This window comes from Streptomyces sp. NPDC004658, assembly GCF_040609555.1.
Lineage (GTDB): Bacteria > Actinomycetota > Actinomycetes > Streptomycetales > Streptomycetaceae > Streptomyces.
The window spans coordinates 1-5,208 of the sequence record NZ_JBEXKG010000288.1 but is presented as its reverse complement, the minus strand read 5'-3'; the positions used below and the strand labels follow the sequence as shown (position 1 = coordinate 5,208).

The 5,208-nt window shown below is 74.4% G+C and carries 5 protein-coding genes and 1 pseudogene; all 6 read right to left on the bottom strand.

Going from position 1 to position 5,208, the window contains the following annotated elements; all coding sequences use genetic code 11:
- Positions 1-267: 267 nt before the first annotated feature.
- Positions 268-672: pseudogene (locus ABZV94_RS39985) on the bottom strand (lipase); the annotation flags it as partial.
- Positions 635-769: an acyl-CoA carboxylase epsilon subunit gene (locus tag ABZV94_RS39980; protein WP_356349748.1), complete on the bottom strand. Its 135-nt coding sequence runs from the start codon at positions 767-769 to the stop codon at positions 635-637. The gene ABZV94_RS39980 and the pseudogene ABZV94_RS39985, both read right to left, overlap by 38 nt.
- Positions 770-885: 116 nt before the next feature.
- The gene (locus tag ABZV94_RS39975; protein ID WP_356349745.1) at positions 886-2,454 is read right to left on the bottom strand and encodes an acyl-CoA carboxylase subunit beta; all 1,569 of its coding nucleotides are present in this window, start codon (positions 2,452-2,454) and stop codon (positions 886-888) included.
- Positions 2,455-2,485: 31 nt separating this feature from the next.
- Positions 2,486-3,469, bottom strand: coding sequence for an ACP S-malonyltransferase (gene fabD / locus ABZV94_RS39970; RefSeq protein ID WP_356349743.1), 984 nt, complete (start codon positions 3,467-3,469; stop codon positions 2,486-2,488).
- A complete protein-coding gene (locus tag ABZV94_RS39965; RefSeq protein ID WP_356349740.1) occupies positions 3,466-4,515 on the bottom strand; it encodes a 4'-phosphopantetheinyl transferase superfamily protein in 1,050 nt (349 codons plus the stop codon). The genes fabD and ABZV94_RS39965 overlap by 4 nt, the downstream gene beginning before the upstream one ends.
- On the bottom strand, positions 4,512-5,120 hold the full coding sequence (locus ABZV94_RS39960) for an MFS transporter (protein ID WP_356349738.1): 609 nt from the start codon (positions 5,118-5,120) through the stop codon (positions 4,512-4,514). Before ABZV94_RS39960 ends, ABZV94_RS39965 begins: the two co-directional genes overlap by 4 nt.
- Positions 5,121-5,208 lie beyond the last annotated feature (88 nt).

The following is a 5,208-nucleotide window of genomic DNA, read 5'->3' as shown; positions in this document are numbered from 1 at the left end:
GTCGTTCACCAACTTCTCTCTCGCCTCGGCAGCAGGACCAGTGTCCGGGGTCCGGTGGGGACTCCGGGGGAAGCAGTGGCCGCGACTGTACCCGGCGGTATGCGACGCCGACAATCTTCGAAGGCCTCCCGGCGCTCAGGAAACGGGCAATCGGCCGTCTTTCGACGAGCTGCTCACACAGCCTTGGCTCTATGTTCGAAACCCGTTCTATTTGTGGCGCGGTGGAGCGTTGACCGGGCGGGGTTGCCGGCCCGTCCTGGGCCACTTTCAGGCCACGGACGCGGTACCGGTGGACGCCCGGTCCGCCTCGTCTGCGTCGAGCGCCTCGCGGACAGCGGCGGCCACGGAGGGGTGCACGGGCAGGGCGAGATGGCCGACGCCGCTCACGCGTACGTTGACCGCGTCGAGGTCCGGGTGGTCGATACGGGCCGCCTCGACCGGAACGATCACCTGGTCCAGCTCGCTCCAGAAGCTGACGAACCGGGTGCGGCAGCCGGGCGCGGGCAGCCGCAGCTCCTCGATCGGCGCCGAGCCGCTGCGCATCTGGCGCACGATGGGCAGGGCGCCGGCCAGCGGGGCGACGGCGGTGCCGCCGTGCGGCGTGCCGAGGGTGACGAGGGTGCGGACCCGCTGGTCACCGCCCAGCCGCTGCACGTAGTAGCGCGCTATCAGGCACGCGCTGGAGCAGGACGGCGGTGAGCGCCGCGAGTTCGGCCGGGCCGGCCGAGCCTCGCTCGATCCGGATCAGCGGGGCGGTGGTCGTGGTCATCGGGGCACTCCTTTGCTGCGGGGTCGGTCCGGGGGCCTGCGGGAGGCCTTGCGGGGCCGGTGCGAGGTGGGGGTGACGCCGGTGCGGGGCCGGTGCCGCGGGGTACGCCGTGGGGTTCACTGCGGCGGGTTCCCGTGCTTGCGGGCGGGGAGTTCGGCGTGCTTGGTGCGCAGCATGGCCAGGGACCTGATGAGGACCGCCCGGGTCTGCCGGGGATCGATGACGTCGTCGATCAGGCCGCGTTCGGCCGCGTAGTACGGGTGCATCAGCTCGGACCGGTACTCGTCGATCTTCCGCCGCCGGGTGGCCTCGGGGTCGTCGGACGCGGCGATCTCCCGGCGGAAGATGACGTTGGCGGCGCCCTCCGCGCCCATGACCGCGATCTCGTTCGTCGGCCACGCGTAGGTGAGGTCGGCGCCGATCGAGCGGGAGTCCATGACGATGTAGGCGCCGCCGTAGGCCTTGCGCAGGATGAGGGAGATGCGGGGCACGGTGGCGTTGCAGTACGCGTACAGCAGCTTCGCGCCGCGGCGGATGATGCCGTTGTGCTCCTGGTCGACACCGGGCAGGAAGCCCGGGACGTCGACGAGGGTGACCAGAGGGATGTTGAAGGCGTCGCACAGCTGGACGAAGCGGGCGGCCTTCTCGGATGCCTCGATGTCCAGCACACCGGCCGTGGCCGCGGGCTGGTTGGCGACGACGCCGACCACGTGTCCGTCGAGCCGGGCGAACGCGACGACGATGTTGGTGGCCCACAGGGCGTGCACCTCGACGTACTCGCCGTCGTCCACGATCTCCTCGATGACCGCCCGGACGTCGTAGGACCGGTTGGGGTCGGCGGGGACCAGGTCCAGCAGGGCGTCGTTCGGGCGGTCGGCGGGGTCCTCGGTGGGGACGACGGGCGCCGTCTCCCGGTTGTTCGACGGCAGCAGCCCGAGCAGGAAGCGCACGTCCTCCAGGCAGCTCTCCTCGTCGTCGTACGCGAAGTGCGCGACGCCACTGGTGGCGGCGTGCACGTCGGCACCGCCCAGCCCGTTCTGGCTGATCTCCTCGCCGGTGACGGCCTTGACCACGTCCGGGCCGGTGATGAACATCTGCGAGGTGCCGCGGACCATGAACACGAAGTCGGTCAGGGCCGGTGAGTAGGCCGCGCCGCCCGCGCAGGGCCCGAGCATGACGCTGATCTGCGGGATCACCCCGGAGGCGCGGGTGTTGCGCTGGAAGATGCCGCCGTAGCCGGCGAGCGCGGTGACACCCTCCTGGATGCGGGCGCCGGCACCGTCGTTGAGGCTGACGACCGGGGCGCCGGCGGCCTCCGCCATGTCCAGGATCTTGTGGATCTTCTGGGCGTGCGCCTCGCCGAGCGCGCCGCCGAAGATGCGGAAGTCGTGGGCGTAGACGAAGACGGTACGGCCGTCCACCGTGCCCCAGCCGGTGACGACACCGTCCGTGTACGGCTTCCTCGCCTCCAGCCCGAACCCGGCCGCGCGGTGCCGGCGCAACGGCTCGACCTCGTGGAACGAGCCCTTGTCCAGCAGCAGCTCGATGCGCTCGCGGGCGGTGAGCTTGCCCTTGTCGTGCTGGCGCCGGGTGGCCGCCGGGTCGGGTCCGGTCAGGACGGACTCGCGGATCGCCGCCAGTTCCTCCAGGCGCGTGTCGATGGTGCTGTTCTCGGTGGCGGGCATGGTTTCCCCTCCGTGGTCTCTCGGTGATCGGTCAGACGGCGGTGGCGGGGGCGGAGGCGGCAGGGCCGGCGGCCGGGGCGAGCAGGCCGACGGCCGTGGCGAGGTGGGCGGCGTCGTGCGTGGGGTGGGCCGGCAGCTCCGGCGCGATGCGCCGGCACAGTCCCGACAGGACCTTGCCGGGGCCGACCTCCAGGAACAGGTCCGCTCCCGCGGCGGCCATGCGGGTGACCGACTCGGTCCAGCGGACCCGGCCCGTCAGCTGGCGGCGCAGGGTGTCCACGATCTCGCGTGCGCTGGTGACCGGCGCGGCCGTCACCGTGGAGATCACCGGCACGGCCGGGTCCCGGAACGGCGTGGCCAGCAGGGCCTCGGTGAACTCCTCCTCCACGGGCGCCATCAGGCTGCTGTGGAAGGGCGCGCCGACGTTGAGGGCCAGCACCCGGCGGGCGCCGGCCGTGCGGGCCGCCGCCATCAGGGCGTCCACGGCCTGCGTCTGTCCCGACACCACGGTCTGCGCGGACTCGTTGTCGTTGGCGACCTCGACGACCCCGGCGCCGCTGTCCCCCACGGCCGCGCACAGGTCCTCCACCGTGCTCAGGTCCAGGCCGACGACGGCGGCCATCCGGCCCGGCATCCGCTCGTTGACGGCGGCCATCAGCCGGCCGCGCAGCCGGACCAGCCGCAGCGCGTCCTGCCAGTCCAGGGCGTCGGCGGCGACGAGGGCCGCGTACTCCCCCAGGCTGTGACCGGCGACCAGTGCGGGGCGCACTCCCTGGCGGAGCAGGACGTCCAGGGTGACCACGCTGGTCAGCAGGATGGCCGGCTGGGTGATCGCGGTGTCGGCGAGGGTGTCGGCCGGACCCTGGTGGCACAGCTCGGTCAGCGGCAGGCCGAGCAGGTCGTCGGCGGGCCGGTAGTAGGTCTCCAGCAGGTGCGGCCAGCGTTCGGCCAGCTCCCGGCCCATGCCCACCCGCTGGGAGCCCTGGCCGGGGAAGACGAAGGCGGTGGCGGTCATAGCGGTGTCTCCTTGTGGTGGCTCGTGGGGCAGGGGGCGACGGGCGGCGGTCGAAGGGGCGGGGCCGGCGGCGCGGAGCCGTGGAGGCTTCCGTCCCCGGGCCGGGCCGGTGCGGTGCCGGCCGTGTTCTGGTGGGGTGTCGGAGGGTGGGCGTGCGGCTGCCCGTGCGGTGGTCGGGCGCGCGTCGTCCCGTCCGGTGCCGGGGTGGAGTCGTACGCCGGGGTGGAGCCGTGCGGTGCCGGGGTGGGACCGGATGGCGGGGCGTGGCGTCCGGGGGGCCGGCCCGGCGTCCGCTCGTGGAGCCACTCCTCGGGCAGTGGACGTACCGTCAACGGACCGTCCGGGACGCCCCGGACGGCGACGGCGGCCCGGTGGGCGGGCCCGCACGGGAGGTCCCTCACCGTCCAGCCGGCGGGTCCGGGCCGGCCGGGGCCGGGGGTGCCCAGGTAGTCGAGGTGCGGGGGGTGGCCGAGACCGGTGCCGAGCCCCTTGAGGTAGGCCTCCTTGCGGGCCCACACCTGGGCGAAGGCAGCGGCGAGCCGCTGCGGTGGCAGCTCGGCCAGCTCGGCCAGCTCGGCCCGCTCGCCGGGGTGCAGCAGACGGGTGCAGACCTCCGTCGTGGTGGCGGCGGGGATGCGCTGGACGTCCACGCCGACGGGGACCGCGGCCAGCCCCAGCAGGGCGCGTCCGCTGCTGTGCGACAGGGAGAAGTGCAGGCCGGGCGGGCCGGAGCCCGGCCGGGGCCGGAGCGCGGGGCGTCCGTGCGGGCCGCCGCAGCCGGGGCACGGCTCGCGGATGTAGGCCACCTCCCGCGGGGGGAGGCCGAGCCGGGCCGCGAGCAGCCGGCGCAGCGCGATGTGGGCGGCGGTGTAGAGCAGGGCGTCCCACGGCCGCCGGAACGACGCGGCCCTGGCCCGTTCCCGCGCGTCGAGCTCGTCGACCGCGAGCCGGCGGCCCACGCTGTGCGGGCCCGGGTAGCGCAGCAGCCACAGGTCCACCGCGCCGGGCGCCGCCGGCGGGGGTGCGTCGTTGGTCGCGTGCGTCATGACGTGCCCGATCCGCTGGTCCGCCCGGACCGCAGGCCCAGGGCGGAGACGGCGAGGCCCGCGACACCGACGGCGGTGACCAGGAGCAGGGCGGGACGGTGGCCCGCCAGGACCTGGGCCGGGGAGGCGCCGGGCCCGGGCCGGTGTGCCGCCAGCAGCGCGGCCACCAGGGCGAGCATCAGCGCGGCCCCGAACTGCACGGCCGTCTGGTAGGCGCCGCTCGCGACTCCCGGCTCGGCGTCCGGTGCCGCCGCCATGGCCTGGAAGTGCAGGGCGGCGAAGCACAGGACGAAGGCGGCGCCGAGCAGCAGCAGGGTGGGCAGGACGTCGGTCGCGTACCGGGTGGGCACGGACGCGCGCAGGTACAGCGCGTAGCCGAGCGGCGGTGCCAGACAACCGGCCGCGATCAGCCGGGCCGCCCCGAACCGGCGCACCATCCGTCCCGAGAAGCCGGCCGACAGCGCCAGCGGCAGCGCGGCGGGCAGCAGGGCCAGACCGGTCCGGGCCGGTGACCAGCCCAGCAGGGTCTGCAGATGGAGGGTGACGAGGAGGAGCAGCCCGAGGTACGAGCCGTTGAGCGCCGCCGCGCCGAACGCCGAGCGCATGGCGGGCTGGACGTACGCGGGCAAGTACCCGTACTACATCCCCTTCTCGCTCTACCCGATGATCGGCAAGGTGGGCGGCCGGGAGGTC

Coding starts and splice junctions, on each gene's coding strand:
- ABZV94_RS39975 (WP_356349745.1), bottom strand. CDS start 2,454: ATGCCCGCCACCGAGAACAGCACCATCGACACGCGCCTGGAGGAACTG.
- fabD (WP_356349743.1), bottom strand. CDS start 3,469: ATGACCGCCACCGCCTTCGTCTTCCCCGGCCAGGGCTCCCAGCGGGTG.
- ABZV94_RS39960 (WP_356349738.1), bottom strand. CDS start 5,120: ATGCGCTCGGCGTTCGGCGCGGCGGCGCTCAACGGCTCGTACCTCGGG.
- ABZV94_RS39965 (WP_356349740.1), bottom strand. CDS start 4,515: ATGACGCACGCGACCAACGACGCACCCCCGCCGGCGGCGCCCGGCGCG.
- ABZV94_RS39980 (WP_356349748.1), bottom strand. CDS start 769: ATGACCACGACCACCGCCCCGCTGATCCGGATCGAGCGAGGCTCGGCC.